This is a genomic window from Bradyrhizobium sp. USDA 4504 (genome assembly GCF_054063995.1).
This window is the reverse complement of sequence record NZ_JBSSGV010000001.1, coordinates 5,921,803-5,948,415: the sequence shown is the minus strand read 5'-3', so window position 1 is coordinate 5,948,415 and position 26,613 is coordinate 5,921,803. Positions and strand designations below refer to the sequence as shown.

The 26,613-nt window shown below is 66.0% G+C and carries 32 protein-coding genes; 13 read left to right on the top strand and 19 right to left on the bottom strand.

Features of this window, described 5'->3' with window-relative positions:
- Nucleotides 1-62: 62 nt before the first annotated feature.
- The gene (locus ACVMB1_RS28075; RefSeq protein ID WP_028336038.1) at nt 63-323 is read right to left on the bottom strand and encodes a hypothetical protein; all 261 of its coding nucleotides are present in this window, start codon (nt 321-323) and stop codon (nt 63-65) included.
- 60 nt (nt 324-383) lie between these two features.
- On the bottom strand, nt 384-854 hold the full coding sequence (locus ACVMB1_RS28070; RefSeq protein ID WP_057019035.1) for a nuclear transport factor 2 family protein: 471 nt from the start codon (nt 852-854) through the stop codon (nt 384-386).
- Nucleotides 855-1,166: 312 nt separating this feature from the next.
- Between ACVMB1_RS28070 and ACVMB1_RS28065 the strand changes: the two genes are divergently transcribed.
- From ACVMB1_RS28065 to ACVMB1_RS28050, 4 genes are all read left to right on the top strand, one after another.
- Complete coding sequence (locus ACVMB1_RS28065) at nt 1,167-2,285, top strand: alpha/beta fold hydrolase (protein ID WP_057019036.1); 1,119 nt, start codon at nt 1,167-1,169, stop codon at nt 2,283-2,285.
- Nucleotides 2,286-2,704: 419 nt separating this feature from the next.
- A complete protein-coding gene (locus ACVMB1_RS28060; protein WP_057019037.1) occupies nt 2,705-2,938 on the top strand; it encodes a hypothetical protein in 234 nt (77 codons plus the stop codon).
- 94 nt (nt 2,939-3,032) lie between these two features.
- A complete protein-coding gene (locus ACVMB1_RS28055) occupies nt 3,033-3,224 on the top strand; it encodes a hypothetical protein (RefSeq protein WP_233475299.1) in 192 nt (63 codons plus the stop codon).
- 255 nt (nt 3,225-3,479) lie between these two features.
- On the top strand, nt 3,480-3,980 hold the full coding sequence (locus ACVMB1_RS28050) for a GNAT family N-acetyltransferase (RefSeq protein ID WP_076829853.1): 501 nt from the start codon (nt 3,480-3,482) through the stop codon (nt 3,978-3,980).
- A 27-nt stretch (nt 3,981-4,007) separates the two neighbouring features.
- Here the strand turns inward: ACVMB1_RS28050 and ACVMB1_RS28045 are convergent, their stop codons facing one another.
- From ACVMB1_RS28045 to ACVMB1_RS28020, 6 genes are all read right to left on the bottom strand, one after another.
- Entirely contained in the window at nt 4,008-4,424 is a 417-nt protein-coding gene (locus ACVMB1_RS28045; RefSeq protein ID WP_076829856.1) for a pyridoxamine 5'-phosphate oxidase family protein, read from the bottom strand.
- A 3-nt stretch (nt 4,425-4,427) separates the two neighbouring features.
- Nucleotides 4,428-7,340 (bottom strand): excinuclease ABC subunit UvrB, encoded by a 2,913-nt coding sequence (uvrB, locus tag ACVMB1_RS28040; protein WP_076829859.1) that lies wholly within the window; start codon nt 7,338-7,340, stop codon nt 4,428-4,430.
- Nucleotides 7,341-7,452: 112 nt separating this feature from the next.
- On the bottom strand, nt 7,453-7,659 hold the full coding sequence (locus ACVMB1_RS28035) for a hypothetical protein (protein ID WP_371852155.1): 207 nt from the start codon (nt 7,657-7,659) through the stop codon (nt 7,453-7,455).
- On the bottom strand, nt 7,656-7,892 hold the full coding sequence (locus ACVMB1_RS28030) for a hypothetical protein (RefSeq protein ID WP_038377734.1): 237 nt from the start codon (nt 7,890-7,892) through the stop codon (nt 7,656-7,658). The genes ACVMB1_RS28035 and ACVMB1_RS28030 overlap by 4 nt, the downstream gene beginning before the upstream one ends.
- A gap of 108 nt (nt 7,893-8,000) precedes the next feature.
- Nucleotides 8,001-9,221, bottom strand: coding sequence for an NAD(P)-binding domain-containing protein (locus ACVMB1_RS28025; RefSeq protein ID WP_076829861.1), 1,221 nt, complete (start codon nt 9,219-9,221; stop codon nt 8,001-8,003).
- Nucleotides 9,214-10,116, bottom strand: coding sequence for a LysR substrate-binding domain-containing protein (locus tag ACVMB1_RS28020; protein ID WP_018273588.1), 903 nt, complete (start codon nt 10,114-10,116; stop codon nt 9,214-9,216). The genes ACVMB1_RS28025 and ACVMB1_RS28020 overlap by 8 nt, the downstream gene beginning before the upstream one ends.
- A gap of 112 nt (nt 10,117-10,228) precedes the next feature.
- On the opposite strand from ACVMB1_RS28020, the gene ACVMB1_RS28015 reads away from it, so the two are divergent.
- Nucleotides 10,229-10,462 carry a hypothetical protein gene (locus tag ACVMB1_RS28015; RefSeq protein ID WP_076829863.1) on the top strand — a complete coding sequence of 78 codons (234 nt, stop codon included), beginning with the start codon at nt 10,229-10,231 and terminating at the stop codon, nt 10,460-10,462.
- A 106-nt stretch (nt 10,463-10,568) separates the two neighbouring features.
- On the opposite strand, the gene ACVMB1_RS28010 is transcribed toward ACVMB1_RS28015, so the two are convergent.
- The 3 genes from ACVMB1_RS28010 to ACVMB1_RS28000 are packed head-to-tail and all read right to left on the bottom strand — an operon-like array spanning nt 10,569 to nt 12,606.
- Nucleotides 10,569-11,267, bottom strand: coding sequence for an SCO family protein (locus ACVMB1_RS28010; protein WP_083715108.1), 699 nt, complete (start codon nt 11,265-11,267; stop codon nt 10,569-10,571).
- Nucleotides 11,264-12,379 (bottom strand): MBL fold metallo-hydrolase, encoded by a 1,116-nt coding sequence (locus ACVMB1_RS28005; RefSeq protein WP_456849394.1) that lies wholly within the window; start codon nt 12,377-12,379, stop codon nt 11,264-11,266. Before ACVMB1_RS28005 ends, ACVMB1_RS28010 begins: the two co-directional genes overlap by 4 nt.
- A 47-nt stretch (nt 12,380-12,426) precedes the next feature.
- Nucleotides 12,427-12,606 carry a hypothetical protein gene (locus ACVMB1_RS28000; protein ID WP_057019045.1) on the bottom strand — a complete coding sequence of 60 codons (180 nt, stop codon included), beginning with the start codon at nt 12,604-12,606 and terminating at the stop codon, nt 12,427-12,429.
- Here ACVMB1_RS28000 and ACVMB1_RS27995 point away from each other — a divergent pair.
- Nucleotides 12,605-13,312 carry a glutathione binding-like protein gene (locus tag ACVMB1_RS27995; RefSeq protein WP_057019046.1) on the top strand — a complete coding sequence of 236 codons (708 nt, stop codon included), beginning with the start codon at nt 12,605-12,607 and terminating at the stop codon, nt 13,310-13,312. The genes ACVMB1_RS28000 and ACVMB1_RS27995 overlap by 2 nt on opposite strands.
- Nucleotides 13,313-13,430: 118 nt before the next feature.
- Here ACVMB1_RS27995 and ACVMB1_RS27990 read toward each other — a convergent pair whose 3' ends face one another.
- Complete coding sequence (locus ACVMB1_RS27990) at nt 13,431-14,222, bottom strand: crotonase/enoyl-CoA hydratase family protein (protein ID WP_076829865.1); 792 nt, start codon at nt 14,220-14,222, stop codon at nt 13,431-13,433.
- An 87-nt stretch (nt 14,223-14,309) separates the two neighbouring features.
- On the opposite strand from ACVMB1_RS27990, the gene ACVMB1_RS27985 reads away from it, so the two are divergent.
- Entirely contained in the window at nt 14,310-14,912 is a 603-nt protein-coding gene (locus ACVMB1_RS27985) for a TetR/AcrR family transcriptional regulator (RefSeq protein WP_076829867.1), read from the top strand.
- 197 nt (nt 14,913-15,109) lie between these two features.
- Here the strand turns inward: ACVMB1_RS27985 and ACVMB1_RS27980 are convergent, their stop codons facing one another.
- Nucleotides 15,110-15,784 carry an HAD family hydrolase gene (locus ACVMB1_RS27980; protein WP_076829870.1) on the bottom strand — a complete coding sequence of 225 codons (675 nt, stop codon included), beginning with the start codon at nt 15,782-15,784 and terminating at the stop codon, nt 15,110-15,112.
- A 315-nt stretch (nt 15,785-16,099) separates the two neighbouring features.
- Here ACVMB1_RS27980 and ACVMB1_RS27975 point away from each other — a divergent pair, with 315 nt between their 5' ends.
- From ACVMB1_RS27975 to ACVMB1_RS27965, 3 genes are all read left to right on the top strand, one after another.
- A complete protein-coding gene (locus ACVMB1_RS27975; RefSeq protein ID WP_076829875.1) occupies nt 16,100-17,683 on the top strand; it encodes a DUF1800 domain-containing protein in 1,584 nt (527 codons plus the stop codon).
- A complete protein-coding gene (locus tag ACVMB1_RS27970; RefSeq protein ID WP_076829878.1) occupies nt 17,680-18,909 on the top strand; it encodes a DUF1501 domain-containing protein in 1,230 nt (409 codons plus the stop codon). The genes ACVMB1_RS27975 and ACVMB1_RS27970 overlap by 4 nt, the downstream gene beginning before the upstream one ends.
- 80 nt (nt 18,910-18,989) lie before the next feature.
- Complete coding sequence (locus ACVMB1_RS27965; RefSeq protein WP_057015131.1) at nt 18,990-19,334, top strand: endonuclease domain-containing protein; 345 nt, start codon at nt 18,990-18,992, stop codon at nt 19,332-19,334.
- 67 nt (nt 19,335-19,401) lie between these two features.
- Here the strand turns inward: ACVMB1_RS27965 and ACVMB1_RS27960 are convergent, their stop codons facing one another.
- From ACVMB1_RS27960 to ACVMB1_RS27950, 3 genes are all read right to left on the bottom strand, one after another.
- Complete coding sequence (locus ACVMB1_RS27960) at nt 19,402-20,343, bottom strand: aldo/keto reductase (protein WP_076829881.1); 942 nt, start codon at nt 20,341-20,343, stop codon at nt 19,402-19,404.
- A gap of 271 nt (nt 20,344-20,614) precedes the next feature.
- Nucleotides 20,615-21,076, bottom strand: a complete 462-nt coding sequence (locus tag ACVMB1_RS27955; RefSeq protein WP_456849392.1) for an N-acetyltransferase family protein — start codon at nt 21,074-21,076, stop codon at nt 20,615-20,617.
- 103 nt (nt 21,077-21,179) lie between these two features.
- Nucleotides 21,180-21,995: a PAS domain-containing protein gene (locus tag ACVMB1_RS27950; RefSeq protein WP_076829885.1), complete on the bottom strand. Its 816-nt coding sequence runs from the start codon at nt 21,993-21,995 to the stop codon at nt 21,180-21,182.
- 212 nt (nt 21,996-22,207) lie between these two features.
- Here ACVMB1_RS27950 and ACVMB1_RS27945 point away from each other — a divergent pair, with 212 nt between their 5' ends.
- Nucleotides 22,208-22,561, top strand: a complete 354-nt coding sequence (locus ACVMB1_RS27945; protein ID WP_076829887.1) for a DMT family protein — start codon at nt 22,208-22,210, stop codon at nt 22,559-22,561.
- Between the two features lie 190 nt (nt 22,562-22,751).
- On the opposite strand, the gene ACVMB1_RS27940 is transcribed toward ACVMB1_RS27945, so the two are convergent.
- From ACVMB1_RS27940 to ACVMB1_RS27930, 3 genes are all read right to left on the bottom strand, one after another.
- Nucleotides 22,752-22,907 (bottom strand): hypothetical protein, encoded by a 156-nt coding sequence (locus tag ACVMB1_RS27940; RefSeq protein WP_168859260.1) that lies wholly within the window; start codon nt 22,905-22,907, stop codon nt 22,752-22,754.
- Nucleotides 22,908-22,968: 61 nt separating this feature from the next.
- Nucleotides 22,969-23,145 carry a hypothetical protein gene (locus ACVMB1_RS27935; RefSeq protein ID WP_168859259.1) on the bottom strand — a complete coding sequence of 59 codons (177 nt, stop codon included), beginning with the start codon at nt 23,143-23,145 and terminating at the stop codon, nt 22,969-22,971.
- A gap of 180 nt (nt 23,146-23,325) precedes the next feature.
- Nucleotides 23,326-23,979, bottom strand: coding sequence for a glutathione S-transferase family protein (locus ACVMB1_RS27930; RefSeq protein WP_057015955.1), 654 nt, complete (start codon nt 23,977-23,979; stop codon nt 23,326-23,328).
- A 618-nt stretch (nt 23,980-24,597) separates the two neighbouring features.
- Between ACVMB1_RS27930 and ACVMB1_RS27925 the strand changes: the two genes are divergently transcribed.
- Nucleotides 24,598-25,800, top strand: coding sequence for a pyridoxal phosphate-dependent aminotransferase (locus ACVMB1_RS27925; protein ID WP_076829889.1), 1,203 nt, complete (start codon nt 24,598-24,600; stop codon nt 25,798-25,800).
- Between the two features lie 248 nt (nt 25,801-26,048).
- Nucleotides 26,049-26,570: a DUF992 domain-containing protein gene (locus ACVMB1_RS27920; protein ID WP_076829891.1), complete on the top strand. Its 522-nt coding sequence runs from the start codon at nt 26,049-26,051 to the stop codon at nt 26,568-26,570.
- Nucleotides 26,571-26,613: the final 43 nt, after the last annotated feature.

Sequence of the window (26,613 nt, the reverse complement as noted above, 5' to 3'; positions counted from 1 at the left end):
GGCATCCACCCCGCATCACGTGGGGAGCAGGCTTCGCGCGAAAAGGCTCCGGTCGCCGCAATTCAGCGGTCGCGCTGCCGCACCGGTTGCCGCTCGATCACGATTTCGGCGTCGCGGATCGCCACCACCGCGAACAGCAGTGCGCCGCCGATGCCGCCGATCGCGGCGCCGAGCGGCATGAAGGTGAAAAACACCAGCGTTCCGCTGTCGATACCCGAGGTTCTGGCCAATCCGATCCAGCTAAGGCCGGCTCCGATGCCGAAGGCGGCGCCGCCAAGGGCGCCCAGCGCCAGGCCAAGCACAGCGAGCAATGCGATTTTCATGGTGATTTCAGCCCCGACCGCAACAAGCCCGGTAATAAGTCAGCGCCGGGCTGTCGAGGTTCAACGCCGGCGTTGCGAATTTGCCTGCACGATGTCGTCGTGCCCGGTCAGCGCCGCCGCGACGTCGCGCTCCAGCACCTGCTGGACGAGGTCGAAGGTGTCGATGATCTCGCGGATCTCGGTGATCTTGCCGTCGCGCAGCGTGTAGAACACCGCCACATCGAACTGCACCACGCGGGCGTTGTTGCGCTTGCGGAAGAACACGCGCAGCTGCGCGGCGACCCTGTCGCCCTGGGTCACCACGATCGGCGCCTCATAGCGCATGTCCGAATAGCGCTCGTGGATCGTGGTCCACATCTGGCGCAGCGCGGCCTTGCCGCGGTGCTGGCCCATATGCGGAAGAATGTCGATCGGGGCGTTGGCGAGAAACGCGACGTCGTCGCTGCAGCGATCGAGCGCGCCCTCGATGCCGCCGGCATAATAAACGTCGAGGAAGTTCAAGACGCGCTGCCGGTTCAAATCCTCGCCCATGATCGACTCCGCCGGTCCGACTCGCTCTGGCCCGGCATTGTGAACCGGAGCATTCCACAATCAAACAACATATGTTTGACGCGCGAGACGCGATTAGGTTCGGCAACCAGCGCGTGCATTGTGGCGCAAAATGCATGCGGCGCGCCGGTTCGCTCAATGCGACGACGGGCGGCTGTCGCGGTGCAGGCGGCGGTTTATTCCGCGCCTGCGCCGCTTAAATCTTCGCGCCCGCGGCCTTGCCGCGGCGCCGCCGGCCCGTATGCTTCGCGGCGGAAGGCGGCCGAACAGAGCCGCCTCGATGGGGAGAGACCAATGAAGCGCATCACCCACTTCGCCGCGATCCTGTCGCTGCTGGCATGCCCGGCGATCCCGCCCGCCTTCGCACACACGCCGCAGCAGCCTGCCCACCAGCTCTACAACGAAGGCGACCTGAAGCTCGAGAGCGGCGAGGCGATCAAGGATTTCTCGATCTCCTACGTCACCCACGGCACGCTGAACGCGAAGAAGTCGAACGCCATCCTGATGGTGACCGCGATCTCGGGCAATCATCACCGGCTCGATTTCATGATCGGCCCCGGCAAGGCGCTCGACCCCGACAAGTATTTCATCGTCTGCACCGACGCGATCGGCAACGGGCTGACCACGTCGCCGAGCAATTCGAAGGCGCAGCCGCGGATGCAGTTTCCGAAATTCGCGATCCGCGACATGGTGGAATCGCAGTATCGGCTGATGAAGGAGAAGCTCGGCATCGACCATGTCGTCGCCGTGGTCGGCCCCTCGATGGGCGGCATGCAGGCGCTGCAATGGGGCGTCAGCCATCCGGACTTCATGGACGCGCTGGTTGCGATGGTGCCGCTTGCGAAGACGCCGGCCTGGTCGGTCGCGGTGATGGAGGCCTCGCGCAAGGCGATCATGAACGATCCGGCGTGGAAGGAAGGCAATTACGAGGCGCCGCCGGAGAAGGGCCTCAAGCTGTTCCGCGATATCGTCGCGCTGCTCGCGGCGCGCACGCCCGATATGTATGCGGCGCAGTTCAAGTCCGGCCCCGACGTGCTGCCCTGGATGGCCGAGCAGGAGACCGCGCTATGGAAGCTGTTCGACGCCAACGACTGGATCTACCAGAGCTGGGCCTATGACCGGCACGATGTCGGCACCACGGCCGGGTTCGGCGGCGACACGGCGAAGGCGCTGGCTTCGATCAAGGCGAAGACGCTGATCCTCACCGGCACCAAGGACCTGCTCAATCCCGAATTCGAGCCGAACCAGATGGCAAAGGACATTCCCGGCGTGACGATCAAGACGATCAGCCCGGGCACCGTGACCGGCCACGCCTCGGCCGGCGGTTTCTTCCCGGCGGATGTCGAGTTTCTCAACCGCGAGACCGGCGTGTTCCTCGACGGCGTGACCGACGGCGGCAAGAAACTGAACTGATCGGCCAAACCGGCCGCGTCTCGCAGACGCGGAGCATGCGGCGAGTAGCTGTCCGCGAGTTAATGAAACCTCCGCCCGCGCCCCCGGTTGGTTCGGCGTGGGCGACGCATCCGCGATCAGGAGTTCCGTATGAGAAACACCATGCCGCTTGCCGTCGCCGCCCTGGTTGTCTCCAAATAAATCATGCGAGCGCGCACCGCGCGACGGTGAGCCGGCGTCGACACCGGACACGAGGCCTTGAGCTCCTCCGGGGCCGGCCGGTGAAATCGCGCCGGCTCGCTGTCGCGGTGCGTTCGACAACAGCTAATCCGACGGCGCCGCGTTGCCGGCGGCGGGGTCGATGGTGAACCGCTTCGTCTTCCCGGAACCGGCCGTGCCGCTGCGCCGTTGATGCGGCAGCATTGCATTGGAGCCGTATCATGAAATCGATTGTCCTCGCGTCCGTCATTGCCGTCAGCGGGTTTGCCTTGGCGTCGCCTGCCGACGCCAAGGGTTGCATCAAGGGTGCGATCGTCGGCGGCGTCGCCGGTCATTATGCCGGCCATCACGGCATGCTCGGCGCCGCCGCCGGTTGCCTCTATGGCCGCCATCACGCCAAACAGCAGCGCCAGCAGCAGCCGCAGTCACAGCCCGCGCAGCAGGAGAAGCTGTAGGGTCGGTTGTGAAGCCACGCTCCGGGAATGAAGTCTCGTTCCGGGAACGCCGCCCGCGCTGGCCGCGTTGTCTCCATGCGTAACGGAGACGATGATGACGAAACCAAAGACAAAGACCATCCAGCCCGTTCCCGACGACAACAAGAGCCACAAGGGCCCCGGCAGCAGCCCCAGCGTTCCCATCGACACCACCAAGGGGCATCGCGACGACGAGAAGCACAACATCCGCGAGCAGGCCGCGCACGGCAATCTGACCCAGAACACCAGCAACAAGCGATCGGGTTAGACGCAAGGCGAGCATATTCCGCCGTCGTCCCGGCGAAGGCCGGGACCCATAACCCGCGGCGGATGTCGTGAACGGGATTCGTCGCTCCACCGTCGTTCACGATGATCGTCCGTGGTTATGGGTCGCTGCTTTCGCAGGGACGACACCGAATATGTGGTTCGGCCGGTGAGTCATACCTCCGCATTCTCGCGACATGATCTGCCCGAGCTTTGCGTTTCCCTTGCGCGCCGTTCCCGATCGGCCTTATCTGCGAGCATGCAGATCAAGGACGAACGCCCCGAAGACGCCGCCGCGATCAGCCGCATCACGGCGGCAGCATTCGCAACAGCGCCGCACAGCAGCGGCACCGAAGCCCGCATCGTCGAGGCGCTGCGCCAGGCTGACGCGCTGACGATTTCTCTGGTCGCTGTATCCGACGACGGCAGCATCTTCGGCCACGTCGCGTTCTCGCCGCTCCGGATCGAAGGTGTAGTAGGACGTTGGTATGGGCTTGGCCCGGTCTCGGTCGCACCCGACCTGCAACGGCAGGGCACCGGCGGCGCGCTGATCCGCGCGGGACTTGCTCGCCTCGCGGCGATGAATGCTGACGGCTGCGTCCTGCTCGGCGATCCCGCCTATTACAGCCGCTTCGGCTTTGTCAGCGATCCCGCGCTGACCTATGGCGGCGAGCCCAGCCCGTACTTTCAGCGGCTGGTGCTGAAGGGCGATCCGCCGAAGGGGGATGTGAAGTACCATGCGGCGTTCGATGTGACGTGATCAGGTACCGCCTCAAGACGACGTGGCTTACGGCAGAGTCATTTCCTCGATCCGCGCCGGCACCGCGCCAAAATCGCTGAACCGGGCCCAGTTCGGCCGTATCCGCACATAGCCGATGTTCGGCCATGTCTCGCGCTCCGGCCCGTCGGGCCACGCCGCGAAATACACCTGCTTGCAGGCGATGAGCTCCGCGCCGCTCGGGAAGTCTGCGATGCCCTCGACCTGTGCGGTCTGTTCGGCGTCCCAACCGATCACCAATGCCGCGCGCGGATCGGCGCGGAGGTTCTGGTATTTGCGCGAGGTGGTCAGCGTGTCGAAGAAGATCTCGAGATTGTCGCTGACCGCGATCCCGACGACCGCCGCCTGGGGCGCGCCGTCGTGAGCCGTGCTGACCACCGCGAGCCGATGCACCCGCAGGAAGGCGAGAAGCTCGGCGCGCGTCATGATCTACCTTTTCTTCCACCCGCCCCGCTTGCCCGGCGCGCCGCCGCTCGACCGCGGCGACGGGCCGAACTCCGGCCCCGACTGCCGCGAGTCGGTCGGCTGGATGATGCGGCTCGTGGTGCCGAACGGCTTTGCGGGCAGCGCGCCGCTGGGGCGGAAGGGCAGCGATTCCGGGCCGTGCATCTCGTCGAGATCGGGCTTGTGGATGCGTGAGCCGGACTTGCCGCCGCGGCTCGCCTTGAGCGAGGTCTGCGCCGACTTGTTCTTCAATGCGCTGACCGGCAGGTTGGCGGCATCGCCGTATTTTCTTGTGCCGGCATAGGCGCCGGCCTGCTTCTGCACGTTGCGCTGCTTGGCGGTGGGGTCGTCGACCACGGCCATCTCGGTGGCGCGCAGCCGCTTGACCTCGTCGCGCAGTCGCGCGGCCTCCTCGAAGTTCAAATCGGCCGCGGCCTCGCGCATCCGCGTTTCGAGATCGCTCAGCACGGCCTCGAAATTATGCCCGATACTGATGACGTCGTCGGCGATGCCGCCGTCGCCGATCTCGACCAGCACGTGGTCGCGCTCGTAGACGGAGTTGAGGATGTCGCCGATCGACTTCTTCACGCTCTCCGGCGTGATGCCGTTGGCCTCGTTGTACTCGACCTGCTTCTCGCGGCGCCGCGTGGTCTCGGCCATCGCGCGCTCCATCGAGCCGGTCATGCTGTCGGCATAGAGGATCACCTTGCCGTCGACGTTGCGCGCGGCACGGCCGATGGTCTGGATCAGCGAGGTCTCGCTGCGCAGGAAGCCTTCCTTGTCGGCATCGAGGATCGCGACCAGCGCGCATTCGGGAATGTCGAGGCCCTCGCGCAACAGGTTGATGCCGACCAGCGCGTCGAATGCGCCGAGCCTGAGGTCGCGGATGATCTCGATGCGCTCGATGGTGTCGATATCCGAGTGCATGTAGCGGACGCGGATGCCCTGCTCGTGCAGATATTCGGTGAGGTCCTCCGCCATGCGCTTGGTGAGCACCGTGATCAGCGAGCGATAGCCGGCCGCCGCGGTGGCGCGCACCTCGCCGACGAGATCGTCGACTTGGGTGCGGGCAGGGCGGATGTCCACGGGAGGATCGATGAGGCCGGTCGGACGGATCACCTGCTCGACGAACACGCCGCCGCTTTCGTTCAGCTCCCAGCCGCTCGGCGTCGCCGACACCGCAACCGTCTGCGGCCGCATCATGTCCCACTCCTCGAAGCGGAGCGGCCGGTTGTCCATGCAGGAGGGCAGGCGGAAGCCGTATTCGGCGAGCGTCGCCTTGCGGCGGAAGTCGCCGCGGAACATGGCGCCGATCTGCGGCACGGTGACGTGGCTCTCGTCGGCGAAGATCAGCGCGTTGTCCGGTACATATTCGAACAGCGTCGGCGGCGGTTCGCCGGGGCGGCGCCCGGTGAGATAGCGCGAATAGTTCTCGATGCCGGCGCAGCTTCCGGTCGCCTCCATCATCTCGAGATCGAAGGTGGTGCGCTGCTCGAGTCGCTGTGCCTCCAAGAGGCGGCCCTGGTCGTTGAGCTGGTCGAGGCGCTGCTTCAACTCCGATTTGATCGACTTGATCGCCTGCACCAGCGTCGGGCGCGGCGTCACATAGTGCGAGTTGGCGTACATCTTGATGAATTCGAGCTCGTCCTGCTTGTGGCCGGTGAGCGGATCGAACTCCTCGATGGTTTCGATGGTGTCGCCGAACAGGTTCACCCGCCAGGCGCGGTCCTCATAGTGCGCCGGGAAGATGTCGATGACGTCGCCGCGGACGCGGAAGGTGCCGCGGGTGAAGTCGGCCTGGGTGCGCTTGTACTGGAGAGCAACGAGGTCGGCGATGAGCTGCCGCTGATCGATGCGCTCGCCCTTCTTCAAGGCGAAGGTCATCGCGGTGTAGGTCTCGACCGAGCCGATACCGTAGATGCAGGACACGGAAGCGACGATGATGACGTCGTCGCGCTCGAGCAGCGCGCGCGTCGCCGAGTGACGCATGCGGTCGATCTGTTCGTTGATCGAGGAATCCTTCTCGATATAGGTGTCGGTGCGCGGGACGTAGGCTTCCGGCTGGTAGTAGTCGTAATAGCTGACGAAATACTCGACCGCGTTGTCGGGGAAGAAGTTCTTGAACTCGCCATAGAGCTGGGCGGCCAGCGTCTTGTTCGGCGCCAGGATCAGCGCCGGGCGCTGCGTCGCCTCGATCACCTTGGCCATGGTGTAGGTCTTGCCCGAGCCGGTGACGCCGAGCAGCACCTGGGTGCGGTCGTTGCGGTCGATGCCCTCGACCAGCTCGGCGATCGCGGTCGGCTGGTCGCCTTTCGGCTGGTAGTCGGACTTGATCTCGAAGCGCACGCCGCCTTCGGATTTTTCCGGGCGCGGCGGGCGGTGCGGGGTCCACACCCGCATCGAGCCGTCGTCCTTGCGGAATTCCGGGCGGCCGTCGCGGATCAGGTTCTCCAGCGCGTCGGCAGTCGCCTTGACGCCGAGCGCCTCCATCTTGCTGCGCGGCGGCCGCGCCAGGGCTTCGTCGTCGTCCTCGGCGGTCGGCAGGCCGAGCTGCCGCGCCAGTTCCGGATCGAGGGTCGGGATCGTGGCCGAGGTTCCGTAATTCGCCTGCGGGGCCTCCTCGAGCCCGGAAGCATCGCGCTTCGCGACGCCCTCGCTGGTCTCGCGCGTCGACGCCCGCGCGCGATGCGCGGCGGCCTCGCCGCCGGCGCGACGGTCCCAGGAATTGTCCGGCGGCGGCTGCAGGCCGGTGCCCGAACCCATGCCGGCATCGCCGCGGTTGATCGCCGGATTGAGCAATTCGGCAAGCGCGGGCCCGATCGGGAGGACCTCGGGCCGGTGTGCTTTGGATTTGGGGGTTTTGCCGGGCTTTTTCGGAGTGTTCGGTGTCTTCGCCATGCCCCGAATATGGGACGAGTCCGGCAGCGAGAAAAGGGCAAACGGCGGCCGGATCGCTGCTCGGGCAAGGCTGCTGACAGCAGGGTGTCAGCAGGCGGCGGCTTCGCGGACTTTACGCCCGCGGCAGGTCGACGATGTCGAGATGGATCCCGCCGCAGCCGTCGCAGCGCATGGTCCAGTATTCGGCGGCGCGGCCGGGGATCACGCGCAGCAGCGAAAGCGATGCGGCACATTCCGGGCAGCTGGTGCGGACCTGCGCCGGCCAGACCGGATCCGGCTCGCATTGCGGGACGGCGGCGACCACGACGTTACCGGTCACGCCGACGCTTCGGCCGCCGGCATTGTCATGCCATAGCGTTGCGGGAACCGGTCGATAGCCCGCTTCGCGTCGGCGATCGCCGCATCCGGATCGGACCACGCAAAGCCGATGTCGAGCGTCGGAAACAGCATGCCATCGATGACGACCGGCCTTTGATCGACCCGTTGAACCCTGGCGTGCCATTGCCCCTTCCCCACTTCGAACGACTTGATCTCAAAACCGCTGTAAATCATGTGCGACCTCGAAATGCCCTTCTCATAGGAAGCACGAGCGCGTTGCGCTAAATGTGAAGCAGTTCACAACTCGCCGGGTTTATTTCCGCGCAGCAAAGGAACCCGGAGCTAGCCGCGGCCGGCGATGTGGTCGGCGAGCACCGCGGCATCGTCGCCGACGCCTGACAGGAACGAGGATTTCATCTTCGACAGCCATTGCAGGCCGAGGAAATAGAGGCCCGGCACTTCGGAGACGCCATGGCGGTGGCGCGGGGCCCCGGCGGCATCCAGCACCGGTATGTCGATCCAGTTCAGATCGAGACCGTAGCCGGTGGCCCAGATCACGCTCCTGATCCGCGTGGCGCGCAGGTCGATCGCGTCGAGCGGCGCGGTGAGGCACGGCGGATCGGGCAGGCGGAGGCGCGCCAAGGGATCATCGGGATGATCGAGGCCGCGCGCCGCGACGAAGTCGTCGACGATCCCGAGGAACGTCGCGTAATAGGCGTCGCCATTGGCGATGTTGGCGGCGAGATCGGGCGCGATCTCGAGCACGCCGTCGCGCGCCGCCGTCACGCGGCCGAGCAGGGTCACGCCGCCGGCGGCGAAGCGGCGGAAATCGACGGTGTGGCCGCCATGGGCGCCGGAAATCACCGGCAGCAGCCGCGACGGGCCGCGCTGCTCGACCGGCGTCCGGTCGATGCCCATCTCGGCCAGCCACCAGATCAGATCGCGGCCGCGATAGCGGCGCGGCAGGCGGTTGTGACGTCCGACCGAGAGGAAGACATCACGGCCGGCGCGCATCAGCTCTTCGGCGATCTGCGCGCCCGAGGCGCCGGCACCGACCACCAGCACTGCGCCGTCAGGCAATTGCGCCGGATTCTTGTAGCCGGCGGCATCGACCTGGAACAGGCCGGGGTGATCGCGCAGCAGCGCGGGCCGCAGCGGCCGTTGATAGGGACCGGTGGCGATGACGACGTTGCGGGCTGCGATGCTGCCGCCGGCAAATTCGGCGAGGAAACCGCCGGCGTCGTGGCGCAGCCTGGTGACCGCGACACCGCAGCGGATCGGCGGCGCGATGAACGCGGCGTAGTCCTCGATGAAGGCGATGATGGCGGCGGTGTCCGAGAAGCCGTCGGGATCGCTGTGCGGAAACGCGAAATCCGGCAGCCGCACCGACCAGTTCGGAAACTGGAACATGAGGCCGTCCCAGCGTTCGCTGCGCCAGCGCTCGGCGATGCGCCCCCGCTCCAGCACCAGATGGGCTATGCCGCGCTGCTTCAGCCGATGGCTCATGGTGAGCCCGGCTTGGCCGCCGCCGATCACCAGCGTATCGACGGTCTCGTCAGGCACTGCGCGTTCCCTTGCGGCGGGCCGCGGGCTCCGCCGCGGCGCGGATGATCCAGCGCCGGAACGCGGCGAAATCGCGCTGCTCGGCGTGGAAGCCGCGATAGACCAGATACCAGCGCATGCCCTTCGGCACGCTGAGCGCAAACGGCGCCACCAGCCGGCCGGCGGCGAGATCGTCGTCGATATAGGGCCGGATGCCCATCGCGATGCCGAGCCCGTCGCTAGCTGCCTGCAGCGCCTGGCCGTAGAACTGGAATTCCGGCCCGCGCGCGGTCAGGCGCGGCACGCCCGCCGCCTTCAGCCAGGACGGCCAGTCGTCGGGCGAATGCGCGACGCGGATCAGGCTCGGGCCCTTGAGGTCGGCGGGGCGCTTCAGGGTGTTGGCGAGCCGCGCCGTGCACACCGGCATCAGATCGGCGGCGAACAGCGGCTCGGCGACGAGGCCCGGCCACTGGCCGTCGCCGAGCTGGATGCCGCAGCTCCAGTCGTCGGCGAACGGCACCGCCATGCCGCCGGTCGTGATCCGCACCTCGATGTCGGGCTCCGCTTTGCGGAACTCGGCGAGGTGCGGGATCATCCATTTCAGCGCAAAGGTCGGTCCGACGCCGACGGTCAGCACCCGCGCGCTCGCGGATGCCGTGACCTGCGCGGTGAGGCTCGCCAGCGCGTCGAAGATCGGCGTCAGCCCGCCCTGATAGGCGCGGCCCGCCGGCGTGGTGACGAGGCGGTTGGCCTTGCGCTCGAACAGCGCGACGCCGAGCCGCTCCTCGAGCAGATGCACCATCCGGCTGATCGCGGCGGCCGAGACATTGAGCTCGCTGCCCGCCGCCGCGAAGCTGCCGGTCCGCGCCGCGGCTTCGAACGCCTTGATGCCGTTGAGAAAGAGCAGCCGCCGCATGAACCCTCAGGAAAACTGATGCAAGGTCAAGATAACTCAGTTTGCCGGAAGAGGCCAAGCGGCGCAGAAATACCGGAGACAATGAATCCCTGCTGATCCCGGCGAGGACCACATGACAGAGACCACAGACGCCCTGGTGCTCGATCTCGTGGAATGGGTGGCGCGCGAGCCGCGGCCTTATGCCGAGGTGCTCGAGGTCTGGCGCACCTCATGCCCGCGGCTGACGATCTGGGAGGACGCCGTCGACCGCGGCTATGTCGCGCGCCGACCCTCGGTTGAGGGCATGCGGGTAACGGTGACGGAAACCGGTGAGACATTCTTGCGCGCGCATGGGCGGATACATTGAGTCCGGCGATTTGTCCGATCCGCCTGCCGAACTGCTTTCTTCACCTCACCCGCAAGCGGGAGAGGGGGCGCAGTATTGACGCGGCTGGAATTGCCAATCTCTGATGTCAGCGTACCGGTTCGGCGAGCCGTGGCCGGATGATCTCGACCATCCGGTCGGCTGATGTCCCCGGCGGAAAGAAGCCGAGATAATTGCCCTCGCGGTCCATCAAATAGATGTAGGCGGTGTGATCGACGGTATAGTCGCCGGCATCCTTCAGCGGCACCCGCGCGAAGTAGACCTTGTAGGCATCAGCGAGCTTGCGGATCGCATCACCGCTGCCGGTCAGTCCGATCAGGCGCGGGTGGAACATCGGCACGTAGTCTGCGAGATGCGCCGCGGTGTCGCGCTCGGGATCGACCGTGATGAAGATCGGTTGCACCTGGCCGCCGTCGCGGCCGAGCTTGTCGAGCGCCAGGGCGATCGCCTGCAGATCGGTCGGGCAGACGTCTGGGCAGGTGGTGAAGCCGAAATAGATCAGCATCAGCTTGCCGCGAAACTCCTTGTCGGTGCGTTCATGGCCGGCCTGATCGGTCAGCGCGAACGGGCCGCCGACCGGCTCCCTGTTCCACATCAGGATGTCCATGATCTCGGCGGCCGAGCGCGCCGATTGCGGCGGCGCATCGGCGGCCAGCACCAGCGCCAGCGTCAGCCACAGGCCGGCGCCGGCGAATGCCAGGCCCGCGCCAGCGAATGCCAGGCCCGCGCCAGCGAATGCCAAGCCCGCGCCAGCGAATGCAATGACGCGCAGGACCGGCGCGATCATATGCCGAAGGAGAGGCGGCTGCCCGTCGTCGTGACCAGCACCTTGTCGCCCATCTGCGCGGTCGCCTCCTGCACGAAGTTGAGCCCGGAGCAATGCATCGGGATCAGCACATCGGGGTCGAGCTTCTTGATCTCGGCGACCACCTCGGTGAGGTAGTCCTTCGGCGCCGGCCCGAGATGGAAGCCGCCGACGATGGCGTGAACCTTCTGGATGCCGGAGACCTCCTGTGCCTGCTTCACCGAATTGACGATGCCGACATGGCCGCAGGACGAGATCACGACGAGGCCGAAGTCCCGCACGTTGAAGCAGGTGGCGTGCTCATGGATGTGCTCGTCGGGCACGATCTTGCCGTCCATCTCGGCCGGCAGATAGTGACTGGCATTGCAGCCGAGCCCGTCCTTGATGCCGAACTCGACCCAGGTCTGCGGCAGCACACGCTCGATGCTGCGGCGGGTGATCTTGCCGGTGGTGAAGGCATGGCCCGCGATCACGGTCGGGGTCTCGCACAGCACCGTGGTGACGCGCTGCGCCGCGAGCTGGCGGCGATCGAGCGCGCCGAAATCGTTGAACTGGCCCTTGGTCGGCGTTGCGCTGACGCGGTGGCAGAAATTGTCCTCGCCGCCGGCATAGAGCTTCACGTCGGCCGGCAGCTTGTCGCGGAATTTGTCGAGGAAGCCGTTGAGGCCGCCGAAATGGTCGTAATGCCCGTGGCTCACGATCAGGGCATCGAGCTTCGCCGGATCGACGCCGACCAGCGCCATGTTGTTGAGCAGCACCTCCGGCGTGTAGCCGTAGTCGAGCATCAGCGTGCGCTGTGCGCCCTTGGCTTCCGACTCCAGCCACAGCGACAGGCCCCATTCGTTGTGCAGCGACTTCTGGTAGTCGGCGGAGCGCGGCGGCGGCGCGATGGTGACGCCGCCCGACTGCTTCGGCTTGAAGAACAAATCGAAGCTGGAATCGACCAGCACGCGGATCGAGAGCTTGTCGACGGTCGGCACCTCGATCGGTGCGGCGCTCGCGATCTCGACGCAAGAGAAGGCGCCCGCGGCTGCTGCGCCGGCGATCGCGGCCGAACCTTTCAGGAAATCACGCCGTGCCAAATCCCGTGTCATCGCAATCCCCGTGTTTTGAAAACTTTTCAATACCAAACACGTTGAGCCTAGGAGCAATCGGGACGCGGCTCAATCGGGCACTTGCGCTGGCCGCAGATCACATTCGCGCGCGCTGCAATGCGGGCGCCATTGACTTGGCTGCGGTTATGCGCCCAAGTCAATGCATTCGCATCTTTCTCGCCGATGCACGACATCGGCAGTCCCTGGCAATGCAGGATCACGCCCATGATCGACCTTCACTACTGGTCCACGCCGAACGGTCACAAGATAACGATGTTCCTTGAGGAAACCGGATTGGAGTACAAGATTTTCCCGGTGAACATCGGCAAGGGCGATCAGTTCAAGCCGGATTTTTTGCAGATCGCGCCGAACAACCGCATCCCCGCAATCCTCGATCACGCGCCGAAAGGCGGCGGCAAGCCGCTACAGCTGTTCGAGTCCGGCGCGATCCTGCTCTATCTCGCCGAGAAGACCGGACAATTCCTGCCGGCCGATATCCATGGCCGCTATGACGCGATCCAGTGGACGTTCTGGCAGATGGGCGGGCTCGGGCCGATGGCCGGGCAGAACCACCATTTCCGCAACTACGCCGTCGAGAAGCTGCCTTACGCGATCGACCGCTATGTCAACGAGACCAACCGGCTCTACGGCGTGCTCAACAAGCGGCTCGCCGACCGCGAATTCGTCGCCGGCGACTACTCGATCGCCGACATGGCGAGCTATCCCTGGGTCGTGCCCTACAAGAACCAGGGCCAGGAGATCGACGATTTCCCGCATCTGAAGCGCTGGCTGGAGACGATCGGCAAGCGCCCGGCGACCGTGCGCGCCTATGCCAAGGCGAAGGAGGTCAATCCGAATTTCGGCCAGCCCGCGATCCGCACCGAGGAAGAGCGCAAGCTCTTGTTCGGGCAGACCGCGGCGGTGGTGCGGTAGGGCGAACTCCTCCGTCATTGCGAGGAGCGAAGCGACGAAGCAATCCATCTTTCCGCGTATGCGGGTCGATGGATTGCTTCGCTTCGCTCGCAATGACGGATGTAGCACTCGCGGGTTTTCAAGCCCCGACATACCTCGCCGGCCGCCGTTCCTTCCACGCCGAGAGCCCCTCGGCGAGATCGCGGCCCGGCACCAGCGCGGCGAACTGCTCGCTCTCGACCAAAAGGCCCTCGGCAATCGGCATGTTGAGCCCGCGAGTCACCGCGGTGATGGTGCCGGCGACCGATCCGGGCGAATGCCTGGTGATCCGGCCGGCGAGTTCGCGCGCGGCGGTCAGCAGCTGATCGTGCGGCACGACCTGATTGACCAGCCCGATCTCGCGCGCATGCTCGGGCGGGAACGGATCGCCCGTCAGCAGCAATTCAAGTCCGCGCTTGCGTCCGGCCAGCCGCGGCAGCCGCTGCGTGCCGCCGAAGGTCGGGGGCATGCCGAGCTTGATCTCGGGTTTTGCAAATAGCGCGCGGTCGCTGGCGACAGCGAGATGCACCGCCTCGGTGATCTCGCAGCCGCCGCCGAAGGCGAGCCCGTTGATCGCGGCGATCACGGGCTTCTTGAATGCCTCGAGCCGCGCGGTCATGGCCTGGCCGCGGCGGACGAAGTCGCGCACCGCGACGGCGGAGCCCTGCTTGACGCTCTCGGAAAACTCCTTGATGTCGGCGCCGGCCGAGAAGGCCCGCTCGCCGGCCCCGGTCAAAATCACGGCGCGCACCTCAGCGTCGCCCTCGATGCGGTCGAGCGCGGCCATCAGCTGATCGATCAGCGCGTAGTTCAGCGCGTTGAGCTGCTCCGGACGGTTCAGGGTGATCAGGGCGATCGCGTCGGTGATCTCGAGCAGGATGGGGGCGGGCATGATGCAGTCTCCAGCAATTGTGTGTCGGGCCGAATGTAGGGCCAGCCGCAATTTGTATATATTCACTGGTTAGTATACATACGCGCCATGCCCAGACCCTCCGAGCCCACCCGCGAGCGCATCGTCCAGGCGGCGAGCGCGCTGTTCTACAATGAAGGCATTCGCCGCGTCAGCGTCGACGAGGTCGCCGCCAAGGCCGGCCTCACCAAGCGCACGCTGTACTATCACTTCAAGAGCAAGGACGATCTGGTCGCTGCCTATCTCGCCGCGCGCGACCAGCCCAATCTCGCGCTGTTCCGAAAGTGGTTCGCGGAGGCCGAGGGTGGCCTGCCGGTGAAGGTCGAGGCGATCTTCAGGAACCTCGCGCGCTCGGCGCGGCATCCGAAGTGGAAGGGCTGCGGCTTCCTGCGCACCTCCGCCGAACTCGCCAACATGCCCGGGCATCCCGCGATCAGGATCGGCGCCGCGCACAAGAAGAAGTTCGAGGACTGGCTGCGCGCGACCTTCGCGGAGCAGGGCATCGCCGATCCGCTCAAACTGGCGCGGCAGATCCTCTTGCTGCTGGACGGATCGTTCGCCGTGGTGCTGCTGCATCGCGACCCGAGCTACATGGAGACCGCCGGCGAGGCCGCGCGCACACTGATCGAGACGGCGCTGGGGAAGCAGGGCTTAAGCGGGGTTAGGACATGACGAGAGTAGGTTGAATGGTAGTCGCGAAGGCGGTGCGCTCCCTGCCCCGCAAGCGGGAGAGGGCTGGGGTGGGGGCTCTCTCCACGAGTCACATCGTGGAGAGAGCCCCCACCCGAATCGCATCTTCGATGCGATACGACCTCCCCGCACGCGAGAGAGGTGCAGCAGCCTGCGGCGAGACCTTCTCGCAATGACGATTAAAGCGCGCCGCGCTCCTGCAGCAGCGCCAGCACGGCGTTGAGATCCGGCAACACGGCTGCGCATTTCGCACGGGTCTCGTCGGTCGGTGGCGCCATGTCCGGCACCATCAGCGTGATCGCGCCGGCGGCGTGCGCCGCCGCCACGCCGTGGTTGGAGTCTTCCACCGGGATGCAGGACGCCGGCCTCACGCCGAGCCGCGCGGCGGCCTTGAGATAGAGCTCCGGATCCGGCTTGCCCTGCGCGACATCGTCAAGCGTCAGCAGCGTGTCGAAGCGCGCGCGGATGCCGGCGAGGGTGAGGTTGCGTTCGGCCGAACGGCGCGATGACGAGGTGACGATCGCCATCGGGCGCTCCGCAAGCGCGAGCGCATCGAGCAGAGCGAGCGTGCCTGATTTGAGCGGCAGGCCCGACCGCATCATCCGATCGCGATGTTCGAGAAACGCTTGGTTGACGTCCGCGAGCGGAAACGCCGCGCCGTAATGGTCGCGCAGCATCGCCTCGCAGACCGGGCCGGGAAGCCCGACCATGGAGTGGCACAGCGCGACGACGTCGTCGGTGTAGCCGCACACGTTCAGCGCCGCGACCAGGCTGTCGAAGTAAACCTTCTCGGTGTCGAGCAGCGTGCCGTCCATGTCGAGCAGGACGGCGTCGACGGTCCAGCGTGCGTTCACGTGGCGCTCACCGCTGCTTGCTGTTCCGCGAGCTTCCGCAAGCATGCGGGGCACAGGCAGTCGCCGCCATCGGTCGGCATCGGCAGGCGAAAACTCTCATCGCAGCACCAGCATGCTCCGGTGAGCGAGCAGGAAAATTCGCTGCCGCATGCCGTGCAGGCAAGCTGGCGCGGAGATGCTGGTTTGGAACGATCGTTTGACGAGAGGTCCATTCTAACCGCGATTTAATGCGCGAATTAATCTCGGGTTCATCCCGGACCGCGCTATGATGCCAGGCAACTGATATAGCCGGGATAGGCCGTTAAGGGAATTCTGATGGCCCGTGATTCGCAAGCCGCGCTGGTTGCTCTCAACCGGTTTGGATTCGGTGCCCGCGGCGGGGCGTCCGGCGACTTCATCAACGCCGCCTCCGATCCGCGCGGTTTCGTGCTGGCGGAACTGGCGCGTCCGAACGGCGCGCTGCTCGAAGTGCCGGGCCTGCTCTCGACGCCGGAGCTCGGCAAGCAGGTGTTCGACTATCAGTTCGAGATCCAGCAGGCGCGCAATGCCGCGAAGGTCGCGCAGCAAGGCGCGAGCGAGACACCGCCGCAAGGGTCCGACGCAAAGCCGGCGCAGCGGCGCAATCTGTCGCTGTCCACGGCCGCCAAGGAGATCGCCGGCAAGGATCCGGCGATGCAGGCGCAGGGCGCCGATGGCGCCAACGCGGCGATGACGCCGTCGGCTCCGATGCAGCCTCCGACGATGCAGACGGTGCCCGGTCCCCCCAAGCCGCCGGCGCAACCGCTCAACATCATCCAGAAGACGTTCCGCGCCGAGGCGCTGGCGCGCCTGCAGCGCGGCGTGGTCGCCGATTGCGGCTTCGTCGAACGGCTCGTGGTGTTCTGGTCCAACCACTTCTGCGTCTCCGCCAACAAGGGCGCGCTGGCGCGGATGTGGGCCGGCTCGTTCGAGCGCGAGGCGATCCGTCCGCATGTGCTCGGCCGTTTCCCGGACATGCTGAAGGCCGTCGAGCAGCATCCGGCGATGCTGTTCTTTCTCGACAATCAGCAATCGCTCGGCCCGGAGTCGCGCGCTGGCATCAACCGCAATCGCGGCCTGAATGAGAACCTCGCGCGCGAGATCATGGAGCTGCATACGCTCGGCGTCGGCGGCGGCTACACCCAGGACGACGTGACCTCGCTGGCGCGCGTCATCACCGGCTGGACCTTTGCCGGCCGCCGTGGGCAGTTAGGTGTGCCCGGCAGCTTCGTGTTCAACGCCAATGCGCACCAGCCCGGACCGCAGCAGGTGCTCGGCAAGACCTACGCGCAGGCGGGCGTTGCGCAGGGCGAGGCCGTGCTGTCGGACATCGCGCGGCATCCCTCGACCGCAAAATTCATCGCGACCAAGTTCGCGCGCCACTTCGTTGCCGACGATCCGCCGCCGGCGCTGGTGGCGAGGCTGCAGGATACATTCACGAAAACGGACGGCGATCTCAGGGCGCTGGCCACCGCGCTCGTTCAGTCCAGCGAGGCCTGGCAGGCGCCGCTGACAAAGATGCGTTCGCCTTACGAATTCCTGGTCGCCTCCGGCCGCCTGCTGGCGCGCAATCCCGAGGATCCGAGCCGCTATCTCAATGGCCTCAATGTGCTCGGCCAGCCGCTGTGGTCGCCGGCCGGGCCGAACGGATTTTCGGACACCGCCGCGGCCTGGGCGGCGCCTGAAGGCATCAAGCTCAGGCTCGACATTTCGGCGCAAGTCGCCTCCCAGCTCGCCGACCGGTTCGACCCGCGCGACCTGCTCGAGCTCATTGCCGCCGATGCAGCCTCGCCCGAGACGCGGCGCACCATCGAGCGCGCGGAATCGCGGCAGCAGGCGCTGGCGCTGCTGTTGATGTCGCCCGAGTTCCAGAGGAGATGACGATGGAATGCTCCGAGAGCCTGATGCTGCAGGCGACGTCGCGGCGCGCGCTGCTGCTCGGCGGCGCCTCCTTTGCGGCCTGGGCCTACCTCCCGAAATTCGCGCGCGCCGCCGATGGCCGCGATCCGCGCTTCGTCACCATCATCCTGCGCGGTGCACTCGACGGCCTCGCCACGGTCGCACCGGTCGGCGATCCTGATTATGCCGGCTTGCACGGCGCGATCGCGCTGCGCCCCGATGGCCCGAACGCGGCGGTGATGCTGGATCAGTTCTTCGCCCTGCATCCGGCGATGCCGGAATTTTCGCGGATGTATCGCGCCAAGCAGGCCGCGGTGGTTCATGCGGTGGCGACCTCCTATCGCGATCGCTCGCATTTCGACGGTCAGGACGTGCTGGAAAGCGGCTTCCCCGGTCCGGGCCGCGTGCAGTCCGGCTGGCTCAATCGCGCGCTGGAAGCCTTGCCGAAAGGCGAGCGGGTGACGAGCGCGCTCGCGGTCGGCCCGACCACGCCGCTGGTGCTGCGCGGCGCGGCGCCGACCGTCGGCTGGGCCCCGACCGCGCTACCGCAAGCCGCCGACGACACCGCGATGCGGCTGCTCGATCTCTATCAGCACCGCGATCCGGCGCTGGCGAGCGCGCTGACGCAAGGCTTGCAGCTCGAGAAGCAGGCGCAGGGCGAGGAGATGAAGCCGAAGCCCGGGGCGGGCGGCGTGGCGGCGATGCGCCTCGTGGCGCGGGGCGCCGCGAAATTGATGGCGGCCGATGACGGCCCGAGGATCGGCGCGCTCGCCTTCGACGGCTGGGATACCCATGCCAATGAAGGCGGGCCGGTCGGCCGCCTCGCGCAACTGCTCGGCGGCCTCGACGGCGCGCTGGCGGAATTCCAGAGCGGCCTCGGCGCGCGCTGGCGCGACACCGTGATCGTGGTCGCGACCGAGTTCGGCCGCACCGCGCGCATCAACGGCACCGAGGGCACCGACCACGGCACCGGCACCATCGCGCTGCTCGCCGGCGGCGCGGTGAATGGCGGCCGCATGATCACCGACTGGCCCGGCCTCAAGCCCGCCAATCTCTACCAGGCCCGCGACCTCGCCCCGACCACCGACCTGCGCGCCGTGATCAAGGGCGTGCTGCACGACCAGTTCGGCCTCGGCGAGCGCGTGCTGGCCGATGCCGTGTTTCCGGACAGCGCCCCGGTAAAGCCGATGAAGGGGCTGGTGGCTTGACTTCCTCGACCTCTCCCCGCTCTTTGCGGGGAGAGGTCGGAAGCGACGCATCGCGTTGCTTCCGGGTGAGGGGCAGGGCAATGCGTGGCCGCAAGGAAACACCTATCCGACTCGCGAAAGGGCTGCGCGCCAATCAAACGGACGCGGAGACCGTGCTTTGGAATCGCATCCGCAATCGCCAGATTGATGGCCATAAGTTCGCACGGCAGGTGCCGGTCGGGAGTTACATTTGCGACTTCGTCTGCCGCGAGCGACGGCTCGTGATCGAAGTGGATGGCGGTCAGCACGCGGACTCAGCTGCAGACGTGGTCCGGGACTGGTATCTCACCGGGGAGGGCTATCGCGTGCTTCGCTTCTGGAACAACGATGTGCTCGGCAACGTCGAGGGTGTGTTGATTACAATTCAGACTGAGTTGCGCGGATAGATGCCCCTCACCCCAACCCTCTCCCCGTGAAGGACGGGGACAGGGAGCGGAGAGAGTGCCGTTCGCTTCACGCCTTCGTTATCCCATCGATCTCCGCCATCTCCTCCGCGGAGAACTTCCAGCTGATCGCCTTGACGTTCTGCTCGATCTGCTCGGGACGCGTCGCCCCGGCGATGACGCTTGCGACTTGCGGGCGGGCGGCGAGCCAGGAGAAGGCGAGCTCGAGCATGGCGTGGCCGCGCTCCCTGGCAAACGCCTGCAGCTTCTCGACGATGTCCTCGTTGCGCGGCGTGACGTAGCGATCCTTCAGGGCCGGCGCCTTGGCGAAGCGGGTATCGGCGGGTGCAGCGGCGCCGCGCTGGTACTTGCCGGTCAACAGGCCGCTGGCGAGCGGGAAGAACGGCAGCAGGCCGAGATTGTATTGCTGCGCCGCCGGCAGCAGGTCCTTCTCGATGCCGCGCACCAGGAGGCTGTATTCGTCCTGGCAGGACACGAAGCGGTTCATGTTCATCTGGCGCGCGACGTACTCGGCTTCGGCGATCCGCCAGGCCGGGAAGTTGGAGTTGCCGATGTAGCGCACCTTGCCCTGGCGGACGAGATCGTCGAGCGCGCGCAGCGTCTCGTCGATCGGGGTGAGCGGATCGTAGTCGTGCTGCTGGTAGAGATCGATATAGTCGGTCTTCAGGCGAGTGAGGCTCGCTTCGACCGCCGACATGATGTAGCGCCGCGAGGCGCCCTGCTTGGTGCCGTCGGTCGCCATCGGCTTGGAGAATTTGGTGGCGAGCACGATGTCCTTGCGGCGGTCGCCCAGCACGGTGCCGAGCACGGTCTCCGAGCCGCCCATGCCGGCATAGATGTCGGCGGTGTCGAACAGCGTGATGCCGAGATCGATCGCCTTGTGGATTACCTTGCGCGAGGTCTCGAGGTCGGTGCGCTGGCCGAAATTGTTGCAGCCGAGGCCGACCGCGGACACGCGCAGCCCGGAGCCGCCGAGATTACGAATTTCCATGAGACAATCCTGTGGGATAGGCGAGCGGTGCCGCGTATTGTGACAAGCACACTAGGGCCCGGCAAGGCGCCGTCCTACCGCCGATCACGCATGACGATGTCGCAAAATGAGATGCCGCAAAAAAAGCGGTCCCGGTCAGACGCGGCGACTGACGGGGACCGCTTGGCGAAGATCTGAGACGGGGGGCCTGATCTGCGCGAGCGGAAGCCTAGCCGGGCTTTGTAACGTGCCGGTGACACCTCTATTCAATCCACAGGCCGCGAAGATCCGCTCAGACAATCTTGCGATAGATGACGAAGCCCGGCTTGTCTGCGACCTTGTCATAAAGCTGCATCGCGGTGTGGTTGGTCTCATGCGTCTGCCAGTAGACGCGTGGCGATCCCGCGAGCTTGGCCTGCGCGTAAACCCCGTTGATCAACGCGCGGCCAACGCCCTTGCCGCGTGCGGCTTCGCTGGTGAACAGATCCTGCAAATAGCAGGTTGGCGCGATCGCGGTGGTCGAGCGGTGAAACAGATAATGCGTCAGCCCGAGCAATCTGCCGCCGGCGTCGGCGACCAGCGCGTGCACCGGCTCATAGGCATCGAAGAAGCGTTCCCACGTCATCGCGGTGATCTCGGGCGCGAGCGCGGTCGGCCCGGATCGCTCATAGAAGGCATTGTAGCCGTCCCACAGAGGAAGCCACTGGGCGTAGTCGTCGCGGGTGACGAAGCGGATGGTGACGTCGTTGGCCATGGAGGATTCCTGGATGATCCTGCGTTGCGGGCGATGTCTCCGCACCGCTCGCAAGGTTCTACCGTCGCTATCTCGCAGGATCAATTGCGGACGAGGTCGCGCCTCACTCGGCGGCGCGCAGCAGCCGCGCCAGACGGCGCTCGCGCCCGGCGCGCTGGGCCCGATATTCATCGGCCTTGGCGGGATCGTCGGTGTGCCGCACGAGGTCGGTGACCGGAGTGTAGCTCAGCATGCGGCCGCCGTCCGGCAGTGCGGTGCAGCTGAAGCGCAGCACCTGGCCGTCGGCGAGGTTGAGATTGATCGGCGTGGAGTCGCCGGCGCGCATCATCGCGATGCGCTCGGCGATGAATGCGCTCAGCTCGTCTTCCGGCAGTTCATAGGCGCCGGTGTCGCGGCCGTGATACATCAGTGCGACGAAGGGCGGCTTGCTCTCGGCCTGCGCATCCGACAGCGCGAAATAGTCGCGGAAGGCGCGGTTGATGAATTCGGCGCGGGTGTCGGCGTCGAGCAGCACGATGCCGATGTCGACCTGGTCGAGCGCGGCTGCGAGCCGCTCCGCGGTGGCGTGATGCTGCTGGTCCGCAGCAAAGGCGTCGATCCATTTCTGCCGTAGCATTCCGGTGATCACGGCGGTGCCGGCCGCGGTCGCCGCCAGCATCAGCATCCGCGCGACGTCGGCGGTGTCGTAACCGGGCAGCGCGCGATGATTGAGGAAGAACAGCGCCGAGGCGGCCACCGCGATCGCGGCGGAGATCAGCCCGGAGGTGATGCCGCTGATCGAGCTCGCAAGCGCCACGATGCAGACGAACAGCGGCGCGGGATTGGGGACGGCGACAACGAGGCGATCGAGCAGGAAGGCGGCGGATGCCGTGATCGCCGTCAGGGCCGGACCTGAAATTGCACGCCAGTCGAACCGCATGCGCGTTCTCGCTATCTATCAAACGAACGATAAAGCCGCAGTTTGACGACAGGGCCGCAACCGCGCCGGCATTTCCGTCCCGACCGTTAAGCGGGCGTTGCGGGGGCCGAACCAGCTTTCGCTGCTTTCAAATCAAATGATATGCAGATCGGCACGGAACCCGGTTCCGTGCCTGCGGGTTACCGCGTGCTTTGCTTGCAAGAGGACATTCGATGCCCGCCATTTCGCCGTCGCTGCTGCCGATCCTGATGCTGTTCGCCTCGAACGTCTTCATGACCTTCGCCTGGTACGGCCATCTCAAGTTCAAGGATCACTCGCTCCCCATCGTCATCATGGTGAGCTGGGGCATCGCCTTCTTCGAGTACTGGCTGGCAGTGCCGGCCAATCGCTGGGGCAGCGCGGTCTACTCGGCGGCGCAGCTCAAGACCATGCAGGAGGTGATCACGCTGGTCGTGTTCGCCGCCTTCTCGGTGTTGTACCTGAAGGAGCCGCTGGGCTGGAATCACGCGCTCGGATTTGCCTTCATCGCCGCCGGCGCGTTTCTGATCTTCCACAAATGGGGCTAATGCTTCACCTCGCCCCGTGTGCGGGGAGAGGTCGGAACGCATCGTTAGATGCGTTCCGGGTGAGGGGGACTCTCCGCAAATGCAGCGATCTCCGAATACGCGGAAAGAGCCCCTCACCCCAACCCTCTCCCCGTAAGAACGGGGCGAGGGAGCACACTGCCGCCGCGGTTCGACCTGATCTCATTGCGCTTTAGTGGTGCGGGGCCGGCTTGGCGGTCGGCGTCGTGACATGCGCGGGGCGTGCGCGGTCTTCGCCTTGCGTGCCGGTCACGATCAGGAGCGATGCCGCCAGCAGGATCGCCGCCGACAGCGTCACGGTCACCAGTCCGACGGGGGTCTTCATCATGTCGCGCCGCTGTCTCTCCCGCGCCTTGCCGCGGATCAGGTGCCAACCGGAAATTGCTTGATTACGCCGGGATCGCCGTTGCCATGGTGATGTTGCTCGACAGCACCGTCACGGCGACGACCAGGCACAACGTCAGCGCGCCGAGCGCGAGCGACGCGGCGATCGCGTTCGTCAGCCGGGATGATGCCACCGGGGCAGGGCGGCCATCGAAGCCTGCCGTGCCGGACCACCGTTTCATGGTCTAAATCCCTCAGGCCGCGAGCGAATCACTCGCGACATCCGCGCGAATCTGCCGGTTGTCACCGGCAACATTGCGGCGGCGGCGCCGTCCAAAAATGGCTAAAATACGGCGGTGGCGCGAGTTTTGCCCGTTATTTGGGCAGTTTCCCCGTTATTCCCTGGATTCACACCCGGCCGTTCAGACGCCGGCCGCGAGGCGAGGCTCAGGCTCGGCCTCGGTACCAGGCTGCCAGTCCATCGAGACAAATCCGGGGGTCTGCTCGACCCGCTTGAGCCAGGCGCGGATCGACGGAAAGGTCGCCAGGTCGAAGTCGCAGCGGTCGGCGACGTGGGTGTAGCCGTAAAGGGCGATGTCGGCGACGGTGAGCTGTCCGGCGGCGAAATAGGCGTGTTCCTTGAGGTGATTTTCCATCACCTGCAGCGCCGCATAGCCGCGCTCCATCCAGTCCTCCAGCGCGTGCGTCTGCAGGTCGCGTCCGCCCTTGACCAGCGACAGCCAGAAATAGGCAGCGCCGATGTTCGGCTCCAGCGCGTGCTGCTCGAAGAACATCCACTGCAGCGCCTCGGCGCGCTCGATCCGCGACTCCGGCGCCAGCGGCGTGCCGATCGCGACATACCAGAGGATGGCATTGGACTCGGCGAGATGGCGGCCCTCGGCGACCTCGAGCAGCGGCACCTGGCCGCTCGGATTCTTGGCCAGGAATTCCGGCGTGCGGCTCTCGCCGCGCAGGATGTCGATCTCGATCGCCTCGTACGGCGTGTTCAGCACGGCAAGCGCCAGCCGGACCTTGTAGCTGTTGCCGGAGCGCTGCATCGAATAGAGCTTGTACATTGCGTCGTGGTTCACTCGGTCAGGGAGACGGTACGCTTAAAAATTGCGCGGCCTGTCACACCGCAACGCCGCTAAACAATGATGCTGACGGGGGTGCGTCGCAAGCCCTGCAGTGTGGAAAAAGTCGAAACGTCTACTGCACTGCACACGTGCAGAACGATTCCATCCACACGGCAGAACAACTCGGATCACGCCTGCGCGACGCTCTGCACGGTGGCGGTCGATCGCCAAGGTCGCGACCATGGCCGGCGCGCTGCAATTCACAAACCTTAACGCGCGTCCTTGGCGGCACGACGCGCGCCGGTCTGCGTTGACGACCCGCCGTTAGCGCCGTCAGGCAGGTTGCCGCGCGGCATTGTCCTCGGAGCAATCCGCGCTGGCGCATGCCGCCGAAGGGCCCGCCGGCAAGACCGGAGCTATGGTCGCCGGCCTTGCCGGATATGAGTCATCCGGTGCCGGAACTTGCGGAAAATTGCGCGCGCCGCGAGCCATGCGCGAAAGTTTTCGTGCTTTACCGCCAAGCTTCTTGCGGTGCAGCGGCGACAGGCCTAGGGTGCCGCGATCCCATTCAAATCAAGTCGTGGCCCTACGGCTCACGACGTTTGCCAGGAGATGATAATGGCCTTCCTGTCCGCTGCGCTCGACCGTGTGAAGCCGTCCGCGACGATCGCGGTCACGGACAAAGCACGCGCGCTGAAAGCCGCGGGCCGCAACGTCATCGGCCTCGGCGCCGGCGAGCCTGACTTCGATACGCCCGCCAACATCAAGCTGGCAGCGATCCACGCGATCGAGGCCGGCAAGACCAAGTACACCGATGTCGGCGGCATTCCGGAGCTCAAGGAAGCCATCATCAACAAGTTCGCGCGCGAGAACGGCCTGACCTACAAGCCGAACCAGGTCATCGTCGGCACCGGCGGCAAGCAGGTGCTCTACAACGCGCTGATGGCGACCATCAATCCGGGCGATGAGGTGATCATCCCGGCGCCGTACTGGGTCAGCTATCCCGAGATGGTGGCGCTCGCCGGCGGCGAGTCGGTGCCGGTGGTGTGCCCGGCCTCGACCGGCTTCAAGCTGCGTCCGGAAGATCTCGAGAAGGCGATCACGCCGAAGACCAAGTGGGTGATCCTGTGCTCGCCGTCGAACCCGACCGGCTCGGCCTATACGAAGAGCGAGCTCAAGGCGATCACCGACGTGCTGGTCAAGCATCCGCATGTCTGGGTGATGACCGACGACATGTACGAGCACCTCGTCTATGACGACTTCGTCTTCACCACGGCGGCGCAGGTCGAGCCGAGCCTGTACGATCGCACGCTGACCGTGAACGGCGTGTCGAAGGCCTACTGCATGACCGGCTGGCGCATCGGCTATGCCGGCGGCCCGGCGCAGCTGATCAAGGCGATGGCGACGATCCAGTCGCAGTCGACCTCGAACCCGTCGTCGATCGCGCAATGGGCGTCGGTCGAGGCGCTCAACGGTCCGCAGGACTTCATCGCCGCGAACAACAAGGTGTTCAAGGAGCGTCGCGACCTCGTGGTGTCGATGCTCAACCAGGCGAGCGGCATCGAATGCCCGCGGCCGGAAGGCGCGTTCTACGTCTATCCGTCCTGCGCCGGCACGATCGGCAAGCAGGCGCCGTCGGGCAAGCTGATCGACAACGACGAGGCGTTCGTCACCGAATTGCTCGAGAGCGAAGGCGTCGCCGTGGTGCAGGGATCGGCATTCGGGCTCGGCCCCGCGTTCCGCATCTCCTACGCCACCAAGACTTCCGATCTCGAGGATGCCTGCAAGCGCATCCAGCGCTTCTGCGGTAATCTGCGGTAGGTCGATCCGAAATCAAGAAACGCTCCCGCACCTGGTGCGGGAGCGTTTTTGTTTGTGTGCTGAAATCGCGCCGGTAGATTCGACGAGTCAAATCACATCCTGCTCACCTCACGCGCGTGTGTGCGAACATCGATGCCACACGCGGGAAGTTTTTACGGCGTCTTTGCGCGCTGCCTTGTTTTGGACACGAGCCTTCCTTCCTGTCCGCCGCGCGAATTCAATTCAGTTCACCTTGCGGAGACAGTTCAATGCGACTTTCGACCCTCACCCTTGCAGCGCTTGCGTTGCTGGCGCAGTTCGCCACCGCCAACGCGGCGCCTCAGGTTCAAGCCGGGGTCCTGCAATGCCAGGGCGGCGAGAATGTCGGCTTCGTTGTCGGCTCTGTCGCGCGCCTCGAATGCGTGTTTCAGAGCGGCGGCCGTCGGCCCGAGCCCTATGTTGCGACCGTGAAGCGGATCGGCGTCGACCTCGGCGTCACCGCGACGACCCAGCTCGCCTGGGCCGTGAGCGCGCCGACCACGCAGCTTCCGCGCGGTGCGCTGGCCGGCAGCTACGGCGGCGTCGGCGTCAACGCCTCGGTCGGCCTCGGTGCCGGCGGTAACTTCCTGTTCGGCGGCCCGAACAATGCCTACGCGCTGCAGCCGGTCAGCGTGCAGGGCCAGACCGGCCTCAACGTCGCGGCCGGCATCGCCGGGATCGATCTCGAGCCGGTCGCCTACGGCGGTCCGCGCCGTCATCATCGTCACCACCGTCATCATCACCACCACTAGATTTTGTTTTGACGCGTTTTCTTCACGCGAACCGGTATCCGCT